Below are 21,108 nucleotides of genomic sequence, written 5' to 3'. Positions count from 1 at the left end.
GCGGCTCAGTTGAGCTTGCGGGTGCCCTCGGGCAGGCCGCCGCCGGCGTAGACGTCCTCGGCGAGCGCGGCGAGCGCGGTGAGTGCCACGTTCTGGCTCCACGGGCCGTAGGACACCCGAGCGACGCCCAGGCGCTGGAGGGTGGCGAGGTCGAGCGAGCCGGGGACGCCGATGACGTTGACCTTCTGCGGCCCCAGCTCCTCGACGAGGCGGCTCACCGTCGGCTCGTCGAGCCTGCCCGGGACGAAGAAGGTCGACGCGCCGGCGTCGAGGAAGGCGCGGCCCCGCTCGACCGCCTCGGCGAGGACGTCCGCGGGGTTGCGGTCGCCGGCCTTGACGAAGGCGTCGGTGCGGGCGTTGAGGACGAACGGGATGCCCGCCCGCTCACCGGCGGCGACCGCTGCCTCGACGGCTCGTACAGCATCCGGCAGCGGCTTCATCTGGTCCTCGAGGTTGGCGCCGACGATCCCGACGTCGATGGCCCTCGCCACCGTCTCGCCCGCGTCTCCGTAGCCCGCCTCGAGGTCGGCCGTCACGGGCAGGTCGACGGCTGCGGCGATGCGCCCGACCGCCTCGATCATGAGGTCGCGCGGGATCTGCTCGCCGTCGGGATAGCCGTAGGCGGCTGCGATCGAGTGACTCGCCGTGGCCAGGGCCTTCGTGCCGGGGGTGTCGGCGACGACGCGGGCGGTGATGACGTCCCAGACGTTGACGACGAGCAGCAGCTCGGGGTCGCGGTGCAGGCGCTGGAGCTCGTGGGCCTTGGCGGCGGTGGCGGCGGTGTCCATCTCCGGTTCCTCTCGGTCGGCGCATCGACGACGGGCTGGGCGGGAGTCCATCCTCGTCGGAAGACGTACCCGGGCGCCAGGGCGCCATGACCCCCCGCCGCCGCAGCTAGCATCGCGTCGTGATCGGGTCGTATGCCGCTGCCGGTGCCTGGGGGGCCCGCAACGGTCCGGCGTTCATCCGGCGGATGCTCGACCGGGAGCGCGCCGGCACCTACGTGCTGCTCCTCCTCGCCGAGCTCGCCGTCCTCGCGGCCGCCGCCGGCGTGCTCGTGGGCCTGCTCGTCGTCAGCGTGGACGAGCCGCTCTGGCTGCGCGCGCTCGGGGTCGGCACCTTCGCGATGGCGACCTGTGGGGCGGCCGTGTGGGTCCTCGAGGCGGTCACCCGGTGGTGGTGGAGCCGCCGCCGACCGGGCCGCCTCGTGGTCTCACCCGCACCGTCCGGGGCCGTGTCCACCGCGGTCCTCCGCTCGCGGGCGTCGTTCGCCACGCCACTGTCGAACGCGATCCTCGTCGTGGCCTGGTGCGTCTTCATGGTCGTGCTCACCGCGCCGGCCCCCTGGGCGGCCACGGTCTTCGGCCTGGTCACCCTCGCTACCTGCGCCCGGCTGGCGCCGTTCGTCCTGGGTCGCGCCGCGGCGGGCGGGGTCTACCTGACGCCCTCGGCCATCGAGCTGCGCTGGGGCGTGCGCTCGGCGAGCGTCCCGTGGGAGTCCGTGACGGGCCGCCCGGACGACCTCGCGCACGGCCTTGCCGGCGCCACCGACGCCTCGGCGGCCCGGACCTTCCCCGTCGACGTGCCCCTCGACGTCACGGACCAGCCGACACCCGGACGGGTCGCGGTCCCCGTCGCCTACCTGTGGCTGCGCGCCGACGAGCTCGCCGAGCTCATCGGGTGGTATGCCGCCCAGCCGGCTCTGCGCGCACGGCTGGGCACGCAGGAGTCCCTCGCGTGGCGCCCGACCACGCCGAGCGCCGTGACGATGGCCGACGGCGACACCTTCGACTGAGCCGCGGGCCCCTCACGCCGTGGGCTGCCCCTGCTGCACCGGCCCGATCCGGTAGGGCCGCATCATCTCGTTGTCCTCGTGCTCGACGATGTGGCAGTGCCAGACGAACTGCCCCGGGTTGTTGAACCTCGCCTTGATGCGGGTCACCTCGCCCGGGTAGGCGATGACCGTGTCCTTGAAGCCGCTCTCCCACGGCTCAGGCGGTCGCGGTTCGCCCTCGAGCCGGGACGGGGGCTCGGTCTCGCCATCCTCGTTCGTCACCAGGGCCTGCCTGTTGATCACCTCGAACGTGGTCTCGTGGACGTGCATCGGGTGGGCGTCGGCGGTGAAGTTGTGGAACTCCCAGATCTCGGTGTCGCCGACCTTCGGGTTCTCGCTGACCGGTTCCTCCCACATCTTGTGGACCGGCATGCCGTCCTCGTCCAGGAAGCCCAACATCGCCTCGGCCGGCCCGTCCCAGTACGTCGATGCGATCTCGATGAGGGCCAGGGGGCGCGTGTTGGTCGCGGCGGGCAGCGGAGTGATCGGCGGCAGGACCAGGAACTGCGGCGGGGTCGTCGGGTCCGGCGCAACCGCCGGAACGACCCGGAGCTGCAGGACCTGCCCGGTCGTGGCCGGGTCGGCCTCGTCGAAGTCCTCGTCGGGCTCGCCGCCGCCGAACGGTTCATCCGGTCCCACATTCCGCAGGACGTGGTTCCCCAGAGGGACGTTCGTGAAGTCGACGATCAGGTCGGCGCGCTCAGCCAGCCCCATGAGGAGCCGGTTGCCGTTGGTCGCGGTCAGGTTCACGGGTGCGGCCAGGAAGCCGCCCTCGTTGCCGATGGCCCAGACCTGCACGCCCGGGATGGCAGCGAAGTCGAGGATGAGGAAGCGGGACTGGCAGCCGTTGAGGAAGCGGAGCCGGTAGCGGCGTCGCTCGACGACCTGGAAGGGCCACGTGCTGCCGTTGACCATGATCATGTTGCCGAAGAACTCGGGGTTCCAGATCGGCGAGAGGTCGGTCTGGGGCACGAAACCCGGGTCCTCGGCCGTGGCGCCGTCGAAGAACTCGCGGCTGTCGGGGTAGAACAAGGATCCGTCCTCGTTGAACGCCCGGTCCTGGACCGCGATCGGGATCTCGTAGTAGGTCTTGTTGGGGGGGAACTTGTCTCCCTCGATGGGCGCGGGACCGGGCAGCAGGGCAGTGGCGCCGGAGCGACTGTCGAGGATGGCCTTGTCGCCCTGCGGACCCCCTCTCACGAGAAAGAAGCCGGCCGGTCCTGCGTAGACATTGAGGCGGGTCATGCCGAGCGTGTGGTCGTGGTACCAGAGCGTCGACTCCCGCTGGTCGTTCGGGTACTGGAAGACGGCGAACCCGGGACCCCAGGTGGCGGCGTATCTCGACGATGCCTTGCTCCCGAAGAAGTCGTACCAGGTGCCTTCGGTCGCGTAGCCCGCGGGAACATTGTTCGCCGCCGGCAGGAACCACGCCTCGGGATAGCCGTCGCTCTCATCACCGACGCCGACCGCGCCGTGGAGGTGCGTCACCATGGGCACGGGCCCGGTGTACGGCCCCGGCGGGTCCGAGAAGGTCGGCCGCGTGTCGCGACCGTCGTCGCCACCGGGCGGGTTGGCCCAGTGCAGGGTGGGGTCGACCGGCAGCAGGTGCGGCAGGTATCTCCCGTTCGTGTCCACGAGGTCGTTGATCCACTTGACGCGCACCGGACGGTCCCACCTGGACTCGATCGTGAGCGACGGAGCGTGGTGGATCAACAGCCCCCTCTTGCTCGCCGACGTCACGGCGCCGTAGCCCCAGACGGTGGTGGCGGGCAGACCAGCGGGCAGGATCTGCTGCGAGAGCTGCTTCACCGAGATCTCGTAGTAGTCCGCCGGCTTGCCTCCCGGCAGCTTGAGCGTCCCCGCGCGCGGCATGACGGGCGGTATGAGCAGCGGCGTCACGAACTTCGGGACGGCCGTGGGATCCAGCGTCCCGCCCGGAACCGCTGCGACGGCACGTGGCGTGCCGCCCGGCGTATGGACGTACAGCACGAAGCCCGCGCCCGCCACACCCGCTGCCCTGATGAACGTCCGCCGGCTCAGCTGCAGTCGGCCCATGTCCTTCGGATCCATCATCGTGCTCACCATCCAGTTCGACGAAACTGGTCAATGGCGTGTCCCCGCTCGCGCTCGGCGACCGTCGGGGGACTCCCTGTCCCCTTCCCGCCAGCGTCGCACCGGAAGGGCTTGCGAACCGGCGAATCGGCAGGATGCTGGGGGCAGCATGACTCAACTCACGTCGGATTCCCCGTCGTACCAGCACGATCGCCGCATTTCGCGTCGCAGCGCGAGTCGCCGTTCGAGGCGCCGTTCGACCGGTCAGCGGCGCAGGCGCAGGCCCCGCGGTGTCAGGTGGAAGCCGGCCTGCGACAGGGCCCGCACGAGCGGGTGGTCCGAGCCGAGCACCGAGGCGCCGTCGGCCTTCTCGACGGTGAGGCGCCCGAGCGCGCCCTCCCGGACGGCGAGCGCCAGCGCGTCGGCGGCAGCCTGGAGCGGCTCGGGGTCGTGGGACCAGCAGAGCATCGTCTTGCCGCCGCGCTCGACGTAGAGCACGAGCTCGCCGTCGACGAGGACGACGAGAGCCCCGGCCTTGCGCCCGGGCTGGTGGCCCTTGCGACGCGGCGGCGTCCGGGCCCCCGCCTCGTCACCGGCGTCCGCATCGGTCGCCGGCTCGTCGGCGGCGTCGGTGAGGCCGCGCTCGGGCCATCCGATGGCGGCGCCGTAGGGGTTGGCGGGATCGCTCGCGGCGAGGACGAGCGCCGGCGGTCCGGAGCGCTCCGGGGCGTCAGCCCCCGCGCCCGGCAGGCGCGACATGGACCGGAGCCGGTCGACGGCACCGGTCGAGGCGAACTGCGAGGCGCCGAGGCCCTCGACGAAGTAGCCGCGCCGCACCTTGCCGGCCTCCTCTGCCGCGGCGAGCACGCGGTAGACGGCCGCGAAGCCGCCGGGCACGTCCTCGGTGACGACCGACCCGCGCGTGAGGACGCCGTAGCGGTCGAGGAGCAGCTCGGCGTTGGTGACGGCTCGCACCGTCGGGTCGGACTCGGCGGGCGGGAGCACGGTCCATCGGCCGACGCCGGTGGAGGGCCCGGACCCGACCGCCCGACCCGCGGCCAGCGCCTTGGACGTCGCCGCGCCCTCGGCGGCCTCGACCCGGGCCGGGCTCGTGCCGGCCAGGGGACCACGCAGGGAGCCGAACCGGCCCAGCGAACCGCGCCGGCCGGCATACCTCGTCGAGCGCGGACCGGAGGCGGTGCGCTTGTGGGCGGTGCGGCCGCCGGCGAGGAGGGCACGCAGCGGGGCGATGGTGTCGTTGGTGACGCGGCCCGACCACAGCAGCGACCACAACGCGTCGTTGAGCTCGCGATCACCGAGACCCACGCGGGTCGAGAGGGCGCGGAAGAAGTACGCGCCGCCGCCCTCGAGCGCGTCGAGCACGGCCTGCTCGTCGTCGGTCAGCTCGACGAGCTCGGGCGGGGTCAGCGTGAGGTGCGCGGCGTCTGCCAGGTGCAGGCTGACCCACCCGTCGTCGCCCGGCAGCGAGCCGTGCCCGCGCCAGACCACCTCGCCCGAGCTCATCACCTCGTCGAGCAGGGCCGGTCGGTAGTCGGCCACGCGCGCCGGGAGGACGAGCGACTCGACCGCACTCGCCGGGACGACCGCACCGGTCAGCTGCTCGACGGCGCGGAGGAGACCCTCGCGGCCACGCAGTCCGCCGCCGACTCCCTGCCACTGCGGGAGGAAGCGCGCGAGGTCGGGCTGCGCGACGGGCTCGACCTCGTGCCGCAGCGCGGCCAGCGACCGGCGCCGGAGCAGGCGCAGCACCTCGGCGTCGCAGAACTCGGGGCCGTGGCCGCCGCCGTTCTCGGTGGGGAGCAGCTCGCCCTCGACGACCCGGCCGGCCGAGACGAGCCGGCGCAGCGCGTCGTGGACGACGGCCGGCCCGACGCCCCACCAGGACGCGACGGTCTGGACGGCGAAGGGTCCGTGCGTGCGGGCGAAGCGCGCGACGAGGTCGGCGAGCGGGTCGGGCACCGGCTCGAGGAAGGCCTGCGGAACGCCGACGGGCAGCGCGGTGCCGAGGGCGTCGCGCAGGCGGGCGGCGTCCTCGATGGCGGCCCAGCGGTCCTCGCTGCCGACGCGCACGGCGATGACCCGGCGGGCCGCCTCGAGCTCGGTGAGAGCCGACTCGACGGCCGCCGGCTCGAAGCCCTCAGCCGCGCGGGCGACGACGTCACGCACCGAGAGGGGGCCGAGCACCCGGAGCAGGTCGGCGACGTCCTCGGCGTCACGGGCACCCCGCTCGGGCGTCAGCCGCTGGAGCTCGGCCTCGGTGCGGGCGACCGCCTCGGGGTCGAGCAGGTCGCGCAGGGCGAGCGCCTCGCCCTGGCCGAGCAGCTCGGACAGCAGCGACGGGTCGAGCGCGAGCGCCGCCGCCCGGCGCTCGGCGAGCGGCGAGTCGCCCTCGTAGAGGTACTGGGCGACGTAGCCGAAGACCAGCGACTTCGCGAAGGGGCTCGGCTGGCTCGACTCGACGTCGACGACCTTGACGGCGCGCGAGCGGATGTCGCCCATGAGCTCGACGAGGCCCGGCACGTCGAAGACGTCCTGGACGCACTCGCGGACGGCCTCGAGCACGATGGGGAAGCTGGGGTACTGGCTCGCCACCGACAGCAGCTGCGCGGCGCGCTGGCGCTGCTGCCACAGGGGCTGCCGCTTGTCGGGGCGGCGGCGTGGCAGCAGGAGCGCCCGGGCCGCGCACTCCCTGAACCGCGCTGCGAACAGGGCTGATCCGCCGATCTCCTGCGTGACGAGCTCGCTGACCTCCTCGGGATCGAGGGTGACGAGCTCGACGAGCTGCTGGCCGACGGCCGCGCCGTCCTCGAACTCGAGGTCGGGCAGCCGGAAGACGATGCCGTCGTCGCCGTGCATCGCCTGGACGTCGATGCCGAACCTCTCGCGCATGCGCGCCGCGACGCAGAGCGCCCACGGCGCGTGCACCTGGCCACCGAAGGGCGAGAGCACCGCGACGCGCCAGTCGCCGATCTCGTCGCGGAAGCGCTCGACGACGATGGTCCGGTCGTCGGGGACGTGCCGCGTCGCCTCCTTCTGCTCGGTGAGGTAGCCGATGAGGTTGTCGGCAGCCCACTCGTCGAGGCCTGCCGCCGTGACGCGCGCCCGGGCCCGCTCGGGGCTGAGGCCGACGATCTCGCGCACGAAGCCCCCGAGCGCCCGGCCGAGCTCGGCGGGCCGGCCCTGCTGGTCGCCCTTCCAGAAGGGCAGCTTGCCCGCCTGGCCCGGAGCGGGAGTGACGAGGACGCGGTCGTGCGTGATGTCCTCGATGCGCCACGTCGAGGTGCCGAGGGTGAAGACGTCGCCGACGCGCGACTCGTAGACCATCTCCTCGTCGAGCTCGCCGACCCGGCGACCGGGCCCCTCCCCGGAGGCGAGGAACACGGCATACAACCCGCGGTCGGGGATGGTGCCGCCACTCGTCACGGCCAGACGCTGGGCACCCCGTCGGCCGGAGAGCGTGTCGGTGACGCGGTCCCAGACGATGCGCGGGCGCAGCTCGGCGAACTCGTCGGAGGGGTAGCGGCCCGCGAGCATGTCGAGCGTGGCCTCGAGCACCGAGCGCGGGAGCGAGGCGAAGCTCGCGGTCCGGTGGACCAGCGCCTCGACGTCGGCGACGCTCCAGTCGTCCATGGCGCACATGGCGACGACCTGCTGCGCGAGCACGTCGACGGGGTTGGCCGGGACGCGCAGCGACTCGATGGCGCCGGCGCGCATGCGCTCGACGACGACGGCGGTCTGCACGAGGTCACCGCGGAACTTCGGGAACATCACGCCCTGGCTCACGGCGCCGACCTGGTGCCCGGCGCGGCCGACGCGCTGCAGCCCGCTCGCCACCGACGGCGGGCTCTCGACCTGGATGACGAGGTCGACGGCGCCCATGTCGATGCCGAGCTCGAGGCTGCTCGTCGCGACGACGGCGGGCAGACGACCGGCCTTGAGGTCCTCCTCGATGGTGGCGCGGTGCTCCTTGCTCACCGAGCCGTGGTGGGCGCGGGCGATCACGGCCGGCGCGCCCCGGGACACTCCCGCCTGGGCCATGACCTGGGCCGGTGGACGCGTCGAGAGGGCCGCGAGGCTGGGGACGGGGAGGCCCTCCTGCTCGGCGAGCCGCTCCTCCCAGATCTCGTTGAGGCGCGAGGTGAGCCGCTCGGCGAGGCGCCGCGAGTTGGCGAAGACGATGGTCGAGCGGTGCTCGGCGATGAGGTCGACGATGCGCTCCTCGACGTGCGGCCAGATGCTCGCCTGCGGGGCCTGTCCCGCGGCCGGTCCCGAGAGGTCGGGCACGCCCGGCGAGATCTCGGCGGCCGAGCCGGACAGCTCGCCCATGTCGGGGACGGGCACGACGACCTCGAGGTCCCACTGCTTGGTCGACACCGGCTGCACGATCTCGACCGGGCGGCCGCCGGCGAGGTAGCGCGCGACCTCCTCGACGGGGCGCACCGTCGCGGACAGCCCGACGCGCTGGGCCGGCTTCGGCAGGATGGCGTCGAGCCGCTCGAGGCTGAGGGCGAGGTGGGCGCCGCGCTTGGTGCCGGCGACGGCGTGGACCTCGTCGATGATGACCGTCTCGACGCCCCGGAGCGCCTCGCGCACCGACGAGGTGAGCATGAGGAACAGTGACTCGGGCGTCGTGATGAGGATGTCGGTGGGCGTGCGCGCGAAGGCACGGCGCTCGTTGGCGGGGGTGTCGCCCGAGCGGACGCTGACGCTGATGTCGGGCGGAGCCAGCTCGAGCCGGGTGGCCGCGTGCCCGATGCCGACGAGCGGGGCGCGCAGGTTGCGCTCGACGTCGACGGCGAGGGCCTTCATGGGCGAGACGTAGAGCACCCGGCACCGCTCGAGCTTCTCCTCGGGCACCGGAACGCTCGCCATCCGGTCGATGGCCCAGAGGAAGGCCGAGAGCGTCTTGCCCGAGCCGGTGGGCGCGACGACGACCGTGTGGTGGCCGGAGCTGATCGCGTCCCACGCCCCCGTCTGGGCCGTCGTGGGCGCGCTGAAGCTGCTCCGGAACCACTCGGCGGTCGCCGGAGAGAAACGGTCGAGCACGTCGGCTCGCTTGCCCTTGGCCATCGGGCCCAGCCTGCCATCCCCCGCCGACACCACAACGCCCGCCGCCGTTGATGACCTCGGCGCCGCCGGGGCCGCAGAAGCAGGCGGTCGTCCAGACGCCCATGCCCCCGACCCAACGCGGGTTGCCGAGGGCGAGGAGGTCGTGGCCCGACCAGACCTGCGTCGCGTCGGTGCTGTCCTTGTAGCCGTTGCGCGTTCGGTCCGACCGCGATACCTGACCAGCCGGACGTCAGCCGGGGAGATGGAAGATCCACCGCTCCGCCACACGAAAGCCGAGCCGCTGGTAGATGCCGAAGCCCATCGGCGACGCACCGAGGAACGCCATGGTGGCGCCCTCTCGAACCCCGTCGGCCAGGATTCGCGCGGTGACGGCTCGCCCGAGGCCACGACGGCGATGCTCGGGAGGCGTCGCGATCCCGAAGACTCCCACGGCTCCAGGCACCTGCAGCCGGATGCCGACCGAGGTGACGGCACCACCGGCCAACGATGCATAGACCGCCACGCCCGGCTGCTCGACCATGCGGCGGCCCACGAGGGCGTCGTAGACGCCTCGCGGCAGCTCGTTCCCGAGGGCGAACGCCTCCGCCACCCGAGGCAGCAGGTCGAGGGCGTCGCCGTCCAGCTCCACGATGGAGTCGACGTCCGCCCGGGGCCCAGCCGTCAGGGTCAGGATCGTGGGCTCGTCCATCACCATGATCGGGAAGTCCGCTCGCCTGCCCAGGCCACGCTGGGCGGCGAGGTCTCCCACCCAGGACGGCGCACCTGGACGCTCGCGGACGACGAAGGGCAGGCCCGCACCGGCGAGCTCGTCGGCATACGCCTCCGCGTCGTCGCGCTCGGCGTCCGGGCTGAGCACGTGAATGGTGTTCGTCGACGCCGAGGGCAGCCCGATGACGTTGAGGACCACACCGCGTCCGACCTTCTGGTAGCCGCCGGGGACCCCGGTCGCGAGCAGGCGCATCCCGCCTATGAAGGGCTCGACGACTGCGCTGGCCTCCGCATGCACGAGTCCCACTCTGACACCACCGGCCCGCTGCGTGCCGGCGATTCGGCACACGTCCCGGCCCGGCGGCATACTCACGTGGTGACGAAGAACCTCAGCGAGCGCATCCCGCGGGATCCCGATCCCGACGGCCTCTACGAGGTCTTCACCGAGTGGACGACCGAACGCGGCCTGACCCTCTACCCGCACCAGGAGGAGGCGTTCCTCGAGATCCTCAGCGGCAGCAACCTCATCCTGTCGACGCCGACCGGCTCGGGGAAGTCGCTCGTCGCGACGGCCGCCCATCTCACCGCCCTCGCCGAGGACCGCGTCTCCTTCTACACGGCACCCATCAAGGCGCTCGTCTCCGAGAAGTTCTTCGCCCTCTGCGAGCAGTTCGGCGCCGACAACGTCGGCATGATCACCGGCGACGCATCGGTCAACGCCGACGCCCCGATCATCTGCTGCACCGCCGAGATCCTCGCGAACCTCGCTCTGCGAGAGGGCAGCTCGGCTGACGTGGGTCTCGTCGTCATGGACGAGTTCCACTTCTACTCCGAGCCCGACCGCGGCTGGGCGTGGCAGGTGCCCATCATCGAGCTGCCGCAGGCGCAGTTCGTCCTCATGTCGGCCACGCTCGGTGACGTCACGATGTTCACGGACGACCTGACCCGGCGCACCGGCCGCTCCACGGCCGTCATCACCGGCACCGAGCGCCCCGTTCCCCTCGAGTTCTCGTATGCCGTGACGCCCCTCCACGAGACCATCGAGGAGCTCCTCGAGAAGGACCGTGCACCGGTCTACGTCGTCCACTTCACGCAGGCGGCCGCCCTCGAGCGCGCCCAGAGCCTCATGGCCGTCAAGATCACGACCCGCGAGGAGCGCGAGGCGATCGCCGAGCGCATCGGCAGCTTCCGCTTCGGGGCCGGGTTCGGCCGCACGCTCTCGCGGCTCGTGCGGCACGGCATCGGCGTGCACCACGCGGGCATGCTGCCGAAGTACCGGCGCCTCGTCGAGCAGCTCGCGCAGGACGGCCTGCTCAAGGTCATCTGCGGCACCGACACGCTCGGCGTCGGCATCAACGTCCCGATCCGCACCGTGCTGCTGACCGGACTGACGAAGTACGACGGCACGAAGCAGCGCCTGCTCAAGGCCCGCGAGTTCCACCAGATCGTCGGCCGCGCCGGACGGGCGGGGTTCGACGCCCGCGGCTGGGTCGTCGCGCAGGCACCGGACCACGTCGTCGAGAACCTCCGTGCCGTCGAGAAGGCGGGCGACGACCCCAAGAAGCAGAAGAAGATCCAGCGCAAGAAGGCCCCCGACGGCTTCGTCAACTGGTCCGAGGAGACCTTCGAGCGGCTCATCGTCGCCGAGCCCGAGCCGCTCCAGCCCCGCCTGCGCGTCTCGCACTCGATGCTCGTCAACATCCTCGCCCGCGAGGGCAACCCGGTCGCCCACGCGGCGCGGCTGCTCTCCGACAACCACCACGAGGTCAAGGACCAGCGACGCCTCCAGCGGCACGCGCTCGTGCTCGCCAAGGAGCTGCTCACCTCCGGCGTCGTCGAGCGCCTCGCGACCGTCGAGGCGTCCGGCCGTCGGCACGCGCTGACGATCGACCTCCAGCGCGACTTCGCGCTCAACCAGCCGCTCGCCCCCTTCGCACTCGCCGTCATGGACACCCTCGACCCCGAGAGCGACGCCTACGCCAAGGACCTCGTCTCGGTCATCGAGGCCATCCTCGAGGACCCGCGCCAGGTGCTCTGGGCCCAGGAGTTCAAGGCACGGGGCGAGGCCGTCGCCGCCATGAAGCTCGACGGCATCGAGTACGAGGAGCGGATGGAGCGGCTCGAGGAGGTCACGTGGCCCAAGCCGCTCGCCGACCTCCTCGAGGTGACGCTGACGGCCTACCGCCAGAGCCACCCCTGGATCTCCCAGGACGCCCTCTCGCCGAAGTCCGTCGTGCGCGAGATGTACGAGCGCGGCATGACGTTCAACGAGTTCGTCTCCTACTACGGCCTGTCCCGGTCCGAGGGGCTCGTCCTGCGCTACCTCACCGACGCCTACCGAGCCCTGCGCCGCACGGTCCCCGAGAGCCACCGCACCGAGGAGCTCGAGGACATCATCGAGTGGCTCGGCGAGCTCGTCCGGCAGACCGACTCGAGCCTGCTCGACGAGTGGGAGGACCTCGTCAACCCGAGCGACGCCGTGCTCGCGCAGACCGACGTCGCCCCGCCGGCCCGGCCGATCACCGCCAACGAGCGCGCCTTCACCGTCATGATCCGCAACGCGATGTTCCACCGGGTCGAGCTGGCCTCGCGGGACGAGTGGGAGGCCCTCGGCGAGCTCGAGTCCCGCGTCGCCGAGCTCACCGACCCGCCGCAGAAGGTGCTCATGGACGCCCAGGCGTGGAACGACGCCCTCGGCGCCTACTACGACGACCACGACGCCATCGCGACCGACCAGGGGGCCCGCTCACCCGCGCTGCTCCAGGTCGAGCGGACCCCGACCGAGTGGCGGCTGCGCCAGGTCGTCGTCGACCCTGATGACGACAAGGACTGGGGCATCACGGCGGTCATCGACCTCGCGGCGAGCGACGACGTCGGCGCCGCGGTCCTCACCGTCACCGGCTTCGAACGGCTCGGAGGCTGACGATGGCCCTGCGCGAGCACCCCGCCGACCACGAGGGCGTCCTCGTCGAGGCAGCAGACGGCGGCAACGGCACGGGCGTGCTCGTGCTGTCCGGTTCGAGCGGCCGCGTCGAGCTCGACCGTGCGCGCGTGCTCGCCGGAGCCGGCGTCTCCGCAGCCCTGACCTACCGCTGGTTCGGTGGCGACGGCCGGCCGGCCGCCATCTGGGAGTACCCCCTCGAGGCCTTCGCCCCCGCCGTCGCGACGCTCGTCGCGCGATGCGACCGTGTGGTGCTGGTGGGCGCCTCGAAGACGGCCGAGGCCTTCCTGGCGTATGCCGCCGACGACCCCGCCGTGGACGCCGTCGTCGCGCTCGCGCCGAGCCACGTCGTGTGGGCCAACGTCGGTGCCGGGCCCGACGGCGAGCTGCGCCCGCAGCACTCGTCGTGGTCCCGAGGCGGGGCGCCGCTCCCCTTCGTGCCGTACGACGACGACGCCGACCCGCTCGGCGACCCGCCCGCGTTCACCCCCGTCTACGCCCAGAGCCTGCGCTCCGCGGGCGACCGGGTCGCGGCCGCCACGATCCCGGTCGAGCGCTTCTTCGGCGACGTGCTGCTCGTGGCCGGGGGCGACGACCAGGTCTGGCCGTCGGTGACCTTCGCGAGGGCTGTGCAGGCCCGGAGGAAAGCCCTCGACCTGCCGACGACACTCGTCACCCACCCGGACGCCGGACACCGCGTCATCCTGCCCGGCGAACCCGTCGCGGCCGGCGGCCAGCAGATGGCGCGCGGCGGCACCGAGGTGGCCGACCGCGAGCTCGGCGAGCGGGCCTGGCCCGAGATCCGGCGCGTGCTCGACCTGCAGTGACGCGGGAGGTCACGGATCTGAGGCACCCGCCCGGCCGGCATACGCCGATCTCCCGATGTGGCCGGGCACGCCTCAGAACGACGCTGGAGAGGTCAGCACGAACCGACCTCGAAGGATCCACACCATGCTCTCCTCCTACATCGTCAGTGCCCTCCTCGCCCAGCGCGAGGCCGACCTCCGACGCCGCGCGGAGCGCGCCCGCCTGCGCCGTCCAGAAGAGCCTGCGGCCGAGGTGCCAGTTTCCGACCCCACGTGGGTATGTTCCCCAGTGGCCCATCGGGGACCCCTCTACCGACAGGATCACGTGAATGGACTCCACAGACGTCAAGGCCGCATCACAGCGCGCGGGTGACCACCCGGCGCTCGAGACGGCAGCGCGCATCGGCTACGCCGTCAACGGCGTGCTGCACATCATCATCGGCGCCATCGCCCTGCGACTCGCCTTCGGCGCCAAGGGCGCCAGTGCCGACCAGTCCGGCGCGCTCGGGTCGATGGCTGAGAACCCCCTCGGCCTGGTCACCCTCTGGATCGCCGTCATCGCCTGGCTCGGCCTCGCCGTCTGGCAGGTCACCGAGGCCATCTCGGGCGGCCGCGAGACGAGCGACAAGGTCAAGGCCGTCACCAAGGCGATCGTCTACCTCCTCCTGTCGTGGACGGCGTTCCGCTTCGCGAGCGGCGGCGGCTCGTCGAGCAAGAAGCAGTCGACCGACTTCACGGCGACGCTCATGTCGAAGCCGGCCGGCCAGTGGCTCGTCGCGGCCGTGGGCCTCGCCATCATCGGCGTCGGCGTCTACCACGTCGTCAAGGGCTGGAGGAAGAAGTTCCTCGAGGACCTCGAGACCCACCCGAGCGAGTGGATCGTCAAGGCCGGCCGCATCGGCTACATCGCCAAGGGCATCGCCCTCGCCATCGTCGGCGGCCTCTTCGTCCTGGCGGCCGTGCGGCACAAGCCCAGCGAAGCCCAGGGACTGGACGGTGCGCTGCGCAACCTGCTCGGCGCCCCCGGCGGACCGGTGCTGCTCGCCCTCGTCGCGCTCGGCCTCATCGCCTTCGGCGTCTACTCCTTCGGCCGCGCCCGGCACGCCGACGTCTGAGCACGATCGACGTCTGAGCCACCTCCCTGGCCCCGACGCCAGAACTCCCACGGCCCCGAGCACCCGGACATTTCCGGGCACTCGGGGCCGTTCTCGGTCCGCCTGCATCACGGCGGCCCTCTCCTGCTCTGTGTGAGCACGCATCACGAGTGCAGGAGGGCACCATGAACACGACATACCTGAACGAGGCCATCGCCCGTCAGCGCACCGCCGACCTCGGTCGCCGGACCCGACGCGCACAGCGACCCGTCGTCGACCCGCAGTCGACGCCGCGCCGCGGCATGATCCTCATCCTCGGGTGGCGCACGCGCCGTTCGCAGGTGTCCCCCGGGTGAGCCACGAGAACGGCGATGGCCGGAAACCCGTCCGGGTTTCCGGCCATCGCCGTCTCTGCGGGGGCTGACGCGTCAGCGCGAGACGGCCTCGCGCACCGCGGAGGTCGCCCGGTCACCACTGGTCCGGCGGCGCAGGTAGTTCCACGCCAGCAGCGCGCAGATGACGCCGTTGACCAGCCCGACGAGGATGTCGACGAGGTGGTGCATGCCGCGGTAGAGGCGGGCGTAGCCGACGAGGAGCGGCACGATCGCGCACACCACGGTGACGAGGCGGCGCAGCCACACCGTCTCGATGCGCTGGGCCATCATCGCGAAGGTCAGGTAGAGCGCCGTCGCGGCGCCCATGTGACCACTGGGGTAGCTCGACGTCGGGGGCGCCGGGTCGAGGTGCTCGACCGCCGGCCGCTTGCGGTCGGTGAGGGTCGTGGCGGCGACGAACACGCTCGCCTGGGTGGCGATCGCGATGGCGGGGATGACGGCATACCACCACTGCTTGGTGCGCCACCACACCAGGGCCACGACGATCACGCAGACACCGATGACGATCTCGGTGTTGCCGATGTGCGACCAGACCGCGGTGACGGAGTTCATCATCTCGGTGCGCCCTGCCGCGACGGACTTGCTGAGGTCGTCCTCCCAGGGGAGGTTGTCGAGTGGCCCCATGATCAGCAGGCCCAGGCCGACGATGAGCCCGAAGAGGACGATGGCCGGGGCGAGCACCCGCAGGGCCACGTCACGCAGCGCCGACCCCACGGTCGGTCGCGACGAGTCGATCTCGTATCGGTGGATGAAGGTGTGGTTCACGTGCTGCCTTTCGATGACTCGGGCCCGACGTCCCCCTCCGGCGGAGGGGTCTCGTCCAGGCCCTGGGGGTTCCACCCGAGGTAGCCGACGTAGGACGCCGTACCCAGGCCGATGCCGAAGAGGACACCGGCCAGGACGTCTGAGGGGTAGTGCACGCCGAGGAAGACGCGGTCGAGGGCCGTGAGGACGACGTATGCCGTCAGGCCGGCCACCAGCCACCGACGCGCCACGGGCGACAGCACCGGCCAGAGCAGCAGCGTCATGACGGTCGCGATCGCCGCGGCGTTGGCGACGTGACCGGACGGGAAGCTGTAGCCAGGGGCGTGCGAGACGGGGTCGCTGACGACCGGGCGGGCCCGGCGGACGACCTCCTTGAGGACGAGCTGGAGGTTCCAGGCGACCATCATCGTGAGGAACGCCCAGAGGCACCGGGTGGCGAGCTCGCGGTGCCGGCGCCAGACGACGAGGCACACGCCCGAGGCGATGATGTAGACCCACTTCGGCTGGGTGGCCTCCTGCCAGACGAGCAGGACGGTCTTGAGCCACGGGTTGTCGCGGGTGATGTCCGTCGCGGCGACGATGAGCCGCCCGTCGAGCTCGATGACGGGGAGGAACTTCTCGCGGACGACGAACGCGAGGGCCGTGACGGGCACCGCGAACGCGAGCCCGAAACCGACGGCCTTGAGCAGGCGGCGGCCGCGACCCTCGGGTCGCCGGCCGTGAGGACGTCGCTCAGCCAACCCGGACCACCAGGGAGTCGGGGAGGATGCGGATGCCCAGCGAGACGTGCTCGCCGATCGGGTCGCCGTCGATCTCCGCCTCGACCGGGCGGCCCGCGGTGACGGTGAGCTCACGGCCCCGGAGGCGGTCGAGACGTCCGTGGCCGGCCCGGTGACGGGTCACGACGTCGGAGAGCACGGAGATCCAGCCCAGCGCACCCTTGGGGGCGACGACGACGGCGTCGAGGATGCCGTCGTCGATCTTCGCCTCGGGCATCAGCTCGATGCCGCCCTGCAGGGTGCCGCAGTTGCCGACGACGACGGTGCGCGCGTGCCGGCTCACCGACCCGCTCGGCTCGTCGTGGTCGCGCTCGTGGTCGCCGCTCTCGCCCGTCACGCCGGAGCCGCCCTTCGAGGCGACGTCGACGCGGAAGCCGCGGCTGAAGACCTGGCGCAGCGCACTGAAGACGTAGGCGACCCAGCCGACCGCGGCCTTGACCTTCTCGTTGGTGCCGGCCATGACCTGGCCGTCGAGGCCGAGGCCGGCCATGACGAGGAAGACCTCCTCGTCGTCGTCGACCTGCGGGCCGCCGTCGTGGGTGCCGTGGCTCTCGCGCGGCTGGATCGGCTGGTCGGCCACGCGCATCAGGCCGACGTCGATGCGGCGGTCGGTGCCGCCGAGCATCGCCTCGACGGCGTCCTCGAGGGAGTCGACGGGCAGGCCGAGGTTGCGGGCGAGGAGGTTGCCCGTGCCGCCCGGCAGCAGGCCGAGGGCGACATCGGTGCCGACGAGTGCCGAGGCCACCGCGCGGACCGTGCCGTCGCCCCCGAGCGAGGCCACGACGTCGGACCCGGCACGCACGGCCTCACGGCCCTGCTTCTCGCCGGTCTCGTCCTCGGTCGTCTCGATCCACGCGGGGTCCTCCCAGCCGTGCCGGGCCGCGGCCTTGGCGACGAGCTCCTGGGCAGCGACGAGGTCGTCGACCTTGACCGGGTTGTAGACGACGGTGAGGCTGCGTCGAGCGCTGGGGGTGTCTGACATGTGCGGATCCTAGGGCTCGGGGCGGGAGGGGGCGGCCGTCGAGCGGGCCAGTCGTAGACATACCCGACCCGGCACCCAGCCGACCACCAGCGCACCTCCAGCCGGCGTCCAGCCGCCGGGTCGCCTCCGGCGGTAGCCTCCGAAGGTGCCCACCATCCGACGTCGCCTGGCCCTCGCGGTCGTCGTCGGGGTGCTCGCCGGTGTCCTCGTGCCGCTGGGACCCGCGCACGGTGCCCTCGTGCACGGGCTCGCCGGTTTCGTCGTCGCCGGGCTCGCCTTCGCCGTGCCGCTGCTCGTCCACATCCTCGGCCACGACGCCCCCGCGACGCGGGAGAAGGTGCAGGGCCGCGACGGCGACGCCGCGTGGTACGACGTGGTCGTCATCCTCGTCGGGCTGGCCAGCCTCGCCGGCGTGACCATCCTCCTCGTCGGCGGGCGCGCCCTCGGCGGGGCCGAGGTCGTCGACGCGCTCGTCGGGGTCGGCGCGGTCGCGGTCGGCTGGCTCTGCGTCCACACCGTCTACGTGCTGCGCTACGCCCGCGTCTACTACGCGAGTCCGCGTCCACCCATCGACTTCAACCAGGACGAGGACCCGACGTTCGCGGACTTCGCCTACTTCTCCTTCAACCTCGGCATGGCCTACCAGGTCTCGGACACCGACCTCAAGAGCTCCGCCGTGCGCCGGGTCGTGCTCGGCCACACGCTCCTCGCCTACCTCTACGGCACCATCGTCATCGCCTCGACGATCAACCTCGTCGCCGGCATCGGCGGCTCCCTCCGCTAGGCCGGCCCCTGAGAGCCCCGGGAGCCCTAGGCGATCCCGAGCCGCACCTTCTCGTCCTTGACCCACAGGCCGATGAGACCGCCGAAGTGCGCCATGAACCGGTCCCGCTCGTGGGCCGGGTAGGTCGTGACGACGGTCGAGCGGAGCAGGTTGGTGAAGACGTCGGACTGCACCCACTCGAGCACCGCGGCGTCGAGGTGCGGCAGGTAGCGCTCGCACCACGCCCAGTAGGCGGCCGTGTCGAAGTACTCGTCGGCGATCGCGAGGAACTCGTCGAGCTTCTGCGCGTCGGTGAGGTCGTCGCGGTCGGCGACGTCGAAGTAGCGGCGCATCTCGAGGTCCATCGGGCCACGGCGGCCGGTGATGACGCAGAAGGTCGACCACCGCACGAGCGCCTTGATGGCCCACGGGAAGTAGTAGTGCAACGACGTGACGGCGACGTCGGGACAGGCGTTGGCGTAGTCGATCGGGTAGACGTCGTCACCCTTGACGAGCATCTCGCACGAGTTGAACTCCCAGCCGAACATCGCGTTGACGATGCGGCTGATCGCGGCTGCCTGCTTGCCCGCCGAGGGCTGGAGGAAGTCGTAGCTCACGGCATACCGGTTGTGCATCGGCTGCTCGGGACGGAAGTCCATGACCATCGTCTCGGGACCGATCGACAGGGCCCGCGCGAAGTGGTCGTACTCGATGGTCGACTGCAGGTGCATGAGCATCTCGCCGGACTCGTCGTAGGCCTTGACGAGGTCGCTCTCGTCGTTGATCCGGGAGACGCCGCGCCAGCCACCACCGTCGAACGGCTTCATGTACATCGGGTAGCCGAGCCGGTTGGCGATCGCCTTGAGGTCGAAGGGACGGTTGTACTTCGCGGAGGTGTAGGCCCACCGGACGTTGTCGACGGGGTGCTTGTAGGGCACCAGCCACGTCTCGGGGACCTTGAGCCCCAGGCGCATCAGAGCGACGTACGCGCTGTGCTTCTCCATGGACTGGAAGGTGAACGGGCTGTTGAGCAGGTAGGTGTCGTCCATGAGCGCGGCCTTCTTGAGCCACTCGCGCGGGTGGTAGTACCAGTAGGCGAGGCGGTCGATGACGAGCTCGGTGCGCACCGGCTGGCGCAGGTCGAACGGCTCGATGGTGAGGCGCTCGCTCGTCAGCTCGTGGGTGACGCCGTCGTCGGTCGTGATCGGTCCGACGAGCGCGAGCAGCTCCTCGAACGCCGTGGGCCAGTCCTCCTCGGCACCGAGCAGGAGGCCGACGAGATGCGTCCTGGTCGACGAGGTGCTCGACGAGGCGGACGAGTCCTGCTGTGCGGTGTCGGTCATCGTGCTGCTCCTACCGTCGTGGGTCGGGTCATCGACTGCGATCCTTGCAGGAACGGCGGGATCTGTCGCCGGTCAGCGGGTGCCCGCTCGGGCGAGAAGGTCGAGCAGGTAGGGGTCGAACGCCGCCTCCCACGAGCGCCAGTCGTGTCGCCCCGGCAGCTCGGTGAACGACACGTCGTGACCGCTGGCGGCGAGCGACTGCGCCATCTGGCGGTTGTTGGCGAGGTTGCCCTCGTCGGCGCCGCGCGTGAGGACGATGCGGGCGTCGGTGTGCGGCCGGCGCGCCCGACGCACCCGGGTGACGAACGCCGTGACGCGGTCCCAGAACTCGAAGTCCTCCTCGTCGTCGACGCGCTTGCGGAAGAAGGACCCCGACTGGAGGAAGAGGGCCCCGACCGTCCCCGGGTGGCACCACTCGGCCTGGAGCGAGGCGAGCGCTCCGAGGCTCGCTCCCATGAGGGTCGGACTCCCGTCGATGGCGTATGCCGTCCGCACCGTCGGGAGCACGTGCGCGGTGAGCGCCTCGGCCCAGAGCGGGTTGGCGGCATACCGCTCGTTGCGGGGACCGGGTTCGAGCAGGACGACGCGGGTCGGCGGGACGCGACCCTCGGCAGTGGCCGCGCGCAACCGCGAGGGCAGGTGCGCGCGACGGGAGTACGCCGGTCCGTCGTGCGCGACGAGCAGCGGGAGCGGGTCGGATCGACGGGTGCCCACCGGGGAGACGACGACGGTCTCGACGTCCCCGACCGGTGTGTCGGTCACGGTCAGTCTCGTTCTCGCCATCCGCCGACCCTAGGGGTTCGGCGGGGCGGATGCGCACTTGCTCGCATCGATGATGGAGTAATGGCGGCGCGAGACAGGTTGCAGCACAGTCAGATTCGTTGTCCACAGATGGCGTCCACCTCGTGCAAAGCAGTCGAACACCTGTTCTACTTGAGGTGTTGGACACACCACAGGGGAGGAGAGCGCCGTGCCGTACGCCACGCCGTCGAACGGGCCGCTCGGCGCGCCCGCGAGAGGGCCGTGGCCGGTTCACCGGATGGCGTGGTCGACCGGCCATGAGCTTCTCGTTCGGTCGCTTGAGCCGGTCCTGACCCGGCTGCGCGTCGACGCTGCGGCCACGACGACCACGGGGATGACGAGTGCGACGTCATCGGTGACATCGACGGTCGAGCCCACGTCGCGGCCAGCGCATGGGCGAGGGCGAGGGCGTGGAGTCGATCCCGTGACGGCGACCGACGGCGGGCGGGCGGAGGCGGCGACGGCCCTGGAGGGGCTCGCGCGTGCGGGTGAGCGGGTGCTGGCCCAGATCGAGGCGCTCGAGGTCGCCAAGGCGCGCCTCGAGGCCGACCTGCTCGCCGCCTACGGCGCGCTGCGCACCATCGAGGCCCAGCAGATCGACGCCCTCCCCGCCGGCGCCGTCGCCCGGGTGTCCGCGCGGGTCTGCCCGGACCGAGTCGTGACCGAGGAGATCGCCCTCGCGACCGGGGTCGGCACCGGCGAGGTCGCCCGCCGCCTGTCCCTGGCGACCGCGCCGCGTCGGCACCGGGTCGTC

General features: G+C 71.9%; 15 protein-coding genes. 6 read left to right on the top strand and 9 right to left on the bottom strand.

Annotated elements, in window-relative coordinates; translation table 11 throughout:
* Positions 1-5: 5 nt before the first annotated feature.
* On the bottom strand, positions 6-788 hold the full coding sequence (locus ASD90_RS02560; protein ID WP_056751232.1) for an isocitrate lyase/phosphoenolpyruvate mutase family protein: 783 nt from the start codon (positions 786-788) through the stop codon (positions 6-8).
* A gap of 119 nt (positions 789-907) precedes the next feature.
* On the opposite strand from ASD90_RS02560, the gene ASD90_RS02555 reads away from it, so the two are divergent.
* Positions 908-1,795 carry a hypothetical protein gene (locus tag ASD90_RS02555; RefSeq protein ID WP_056751228.1) on the top strand — a complete coding sequence of 296 codons (888 nt, stop codon included), beginning with the start codon at positions 908-910 and terminating at the stop codon, positions 1,793-1,795.
* A gap of 12 nt (positions 1,796-1,807) precedes the next feature.
* On the opposite strand, the gene ASD90_RS02550 is transcribed toward ASD90_RS02555, so the two are convergent.
* The 3 genes from ASD90_RS02550 to ASD90_RS02540 all read right to left on the bottom strand — a co-directional run bounded on the left by ASD90_RS02550 (position 1,808) and on the right by ASD90_RS02540 (position 9,983).
* Positions 1,808-3,907: a multicopper oxidase family protein gene (locus ASD90_RS02550; protein WP_235506357.1), complete on the bottom strand. Its 2,100-nt coding sequence runs from the start codon at positions 3,905-3,907 to the stop codon at positions 1,808-1,810.
* A 243-nt stretch (positions 3,908-4,150) separates the two neighbouring features.
* A complete protein-coding gene (locus ASD90_RS02545) occupies positions 4,151-8,977 on the bottom strand; it encodes an ATP-dependent helicase (RefSeq protein ID WP_056751226.1) in 4,827 nt (1,608 codons plus the stop codon).
* 229 nt (positions 8,978-9,206) lie between these two features.
* Complete coding sequence (locus tag ASD90_RS02540; RefSeq protein ID WP_162260166.1) at positions 9,207-9,983, bottom strand: GNAT family N-acetyltransferase; 777 nt, start codon at positions 9,981-9,983, stop codon at positions 9,207-9,209.
* Positions 9,984-10,058: 75 nt separating this feature from the next.
* Between ASD90_RS02540 and ASD90_RS02535 the strand changes: the two genes are divergently transcribed.
* From ASD90_RS02535 to ASD90_RS23305, 4 genes are all read left to right on the top strand, one after another.
* Positions 10,059-12,608: an RNA helicase gene (locus ASD90_RS02535; protein ID WP_056751220.1), complete on the top strand. Its 2,550-nt coding sequence runs from the start codon at positions 10,059-10,061 to the stop codon at positions 12,606-12,608.
* 2 nt (positions 12,609-12,610) lie between these two features.
* Positions 12,611-13,453 carry an acyl-CoA thioester hydrolase/BAAT C-terminal domain-containing protein gene (locus ASD90_RS02530; RefSeq protein WP_200958519.1) on the top strand — a complete coding sequence of 281 codons (843 nt, stop codon included), beginning with the start codon at positions 12,611-12,613 and terminating at the stop codon, positions 13,451-13,453.
* 308 nt (positions 13,454-13,761) lie between these two features.
* Positions 13,762-14,547 (top strand): DUF1206 domain-containing protein, encoded by a 786-nt coding sequence (locus tag ASD90_RS02525; RefSeq protein ID WP_056751217.1) that lies wholly within the window; start codon positions 13,762-13,764, stop codon positions 14,545-14,547.
* A gap of 164 nt (positions 14,548-14,711) precedes the next feature.
* Positions 14,712-14,882: a hypothetical protein gene (locus ASD90_RS23305; protein WP_157610968.1), complete on the top strand. Its 171-nt coding sequence runs from the start codon at positions 14,712-14,714 to the stop codon at positions 14,880-14,882.
* A gap of 72 nt (positions 14,883-14,954) precedes the next feature.
* Here the strand turns inward: ASD90_RS23305 and ASD90_RS02520 are convergent, their stop codons facing one another.
* The 3 genes from ASD90_RS02520 to ASD90_RS02510 are packed head-to-tail and all read right to left on the bottom strand — an operon-like array spanning position 14,955 to position 17,447.
* Positions 14,955-15,686, bottom strand: a complete 732-nt coding sequence (locus ASD90_RS02520; RefSeq protein WP_056751216.1) for a phosphatase PAP2 family protein — start codon at positions 15,684-15,686, stop codon at positions 14,955-14,957.
* A complete protein-coding gene (locus tag ASD90_RS02515; protein WP_056751212.1) occupies positions 15,683-16,426 on the bottom strand; it encodes a phosphatase PAP2 family protein in 744 nt (247 codons plus the stop codon). The genes ASD90_RS02520 and ASD90_RS02515 overlap by 4 nt, the downstream gene beginning before the upstream one ends.
* Complete coding sequence (locus ASD90_RS02510; RefSeq protein WP_056751209.1) at positions 16,419-17,447, bottom strand: diacylglycerol kinase family protein; 1,029 nt, start codon at positions 17,445-17,447, stop codon at positions 16,419-16,421. Before ASD90_RS02510 ends, ASD90_RS02515 begins: the two co-directional genes overlap by 8 nt.
* Before the next feature lie 145 nt (positions 17,448-17,592).
* On the opposite strand from ASD90_RS02510, the gene ASD90_RS02505 reads away from it, so the two are divergent.
* Positions 17,593-18,231, top strand: coding sequence for a DUF1345 domain-containing protein (locus ASD90_RS02505; RefSeq protein WP_056751206.1), 639 nt, complete (start codon positions 17,593-17,595; stop codon positions 18,229-18,231).
* A 26-nt stretch (positions 18,232-18,257) separates the two neighbouring features.
* On the opposite strand, the gene ASD90_RS02500 is transcribed toward ASD90_RS02505, so the two are convergent.
* Together ASD90_RS02500 and ASD90_RS02495 are read right to left on the bottom strand one after the other, a co-directional pair.
* On the bottom strand, positions 18,258-19,553 hold the full coding sequence (locus ASD90_RS02500) for a RimK family alpha-L-glutamate ligase (protein WP_056751202.1): 1,296 nt from the start codon (positions 19,551-19,553) through the stop codon (positions 18,258-18,260).
* Between the two features lie 72 nt (positions 19,554-19,625).
* Positions 19,626-20,315: an esterase family protein gene (locus tag ASD90_RS02495; protein ID WP_056751199.1), complete on the bottom strand. Its 690-nt coding sequence runs from the start codon at positions 20,313-20,315 to the stop codon at positions 19,626-19,628.
* Positions 20,316-21,108: the final 793 nt, after the last annotated feature.

The sequence above is a fragment of the Terrabacter sp. Root181 genome (assembly GCF_001428505.1).
In the GTDB taxonomy this organism is placed as follows: Bacteria; Actinomycetota; Actinomycetes; order Actinomycetales; family Dermatophilaceae; genus Terrabacter.
The sequence above is the reverse complement of the archived record's forward strand: the minus strand, read 5'-3'. Positions and strand labels throughout refer to the sequence as shown.

Coding starts and splice junctions, on each gene's coding strand:
- ASD90_RS02560 (WP_056751232.1), bottom strand. CDS start 788: ATGGACACCGCCGCCACCGCCGCCAAGGCCCACGAGCTCCAGCGCCTG.
- ASD90_RS02550 (WP_235506357.1), bottom strand. CDS start 3,907: ATGATGGATCCGAAGGACATGGGCCGACTGCAGCTGAGCCGGCGGACG.
- ASD90_RS02525 (WP_056751217.1), top strand. CDS start 13,762: ATGGACTCCACAGACGTCAAGGCCGCATCACAGCGCGCGGGTGACCAC.
- ASD90_RS02545 (WP_056751226.1), bottom strand. CDS start 8,977: ATGGCCAAGGGCAAGCGAGCCGACGTGCTCGACCGTTTCTCTCCGGCG.
- ASD90_RS02500 (WP_056751202.1), bottom strand. CDS start 19,553: ATGACCGACACCGCACAGCAGGACTCGTCCGCCTCGTCGAGCACCTCG.
- ASD90_RS02530 (WP_200958519.1), top strand. CDS start 12,611: ATGGCCCTGCGCGAGCACCCCGCCGACCACGAGGGCGTCCTCGTCGAG.
- ASD90_RS02510 (WP_056751209.1), bottom strand. CDS start 17,447: ATGTCAGACACCCCCAGCGCTCGACGCAGCCTCACCGTCGTCTACAAC.
- ASD90_RS23305 (WP_157610968.1), top strand. CDS start 14,712: ATGAACACGACATACCTGAACGAGGCCATCGCCCGTCAGCGCACCGCC.